The sequence below is a fragment of the Flavitalea flava genome (assembly GCF_054461575.1).
Genome location: NZ_JBTLQH010000141.1, coordinates 1 through 624, shown reverse-complemented (window position 1 = coordinate 624; position 624 = coordinate 1). Strand labels below are relative to the sequence as shown.

The following is a 624-nucleotide window of genomic DNA, read 5'->3' as shown; positions in this document are numbered from 1 at the left end:
ACACTCCATAGCCCAGTCCCTTGTCCGGCACCTTCCGCAATTGCTCCTTTACGTTCCGGAGCTGATCTCCCGGTCCCAGCTCTGCCTGAATCTCCATCCAAACAGGATACAGATTGGTGAACCAGCCTACCGTCCGGCTCGTATCCACCGCCGCACCGATTTCTTCCCGGCCATGACCTTCCATTCCAACCACCACCCGATCCGTCCCGCTCCATTCACTCAGCGTTAGCCCCAGGGCGCATAATAAAATATCGTTGATCTCCGTATGATAAGCCACTCCTGAGTCCTGCACTAATTGCCGGGTCAGGTGCGTATTCAACCGTTCTGTGTATTCTTCAATATCTCCAAGCTGAACAGTTCGTTTATCCTCCTTGTCTACCGGCAAAGGTTGATATTGTTGAACCACTGTTGTCCAGTAATCCGACTGGGTCAACAATCTCCGGCTTTCACCATAGGCTGCCAGGGCTCCGTACCATTCCCGGTAGGAACTTCCCTTCGGTCCCAGGATAACCTGCCCGTTTTGTTCACCCGCTCCGGCGATCAACCGCTCCAGATCCTCCAGCAATATTCGCCACGAAACCCCATCCACCGCCAGGTGATGGATCACGATCAGTAACCGGTTTT

The 624-nt window shown here is 53.8% G+C and carries 1 protein-coding gene; it reads right to left on the bottom strand.

Going from position 1 to position 624, the window contains the following annotated elements:
- Positions 1–624, bottom strand: a 624-nt coding sequence (locus ACX0G9_RS31730) for a condensation domain-containing protein (RefSeq protein ID WP_459069014.1), incomplete at both ends; no start/stop codon positions are given.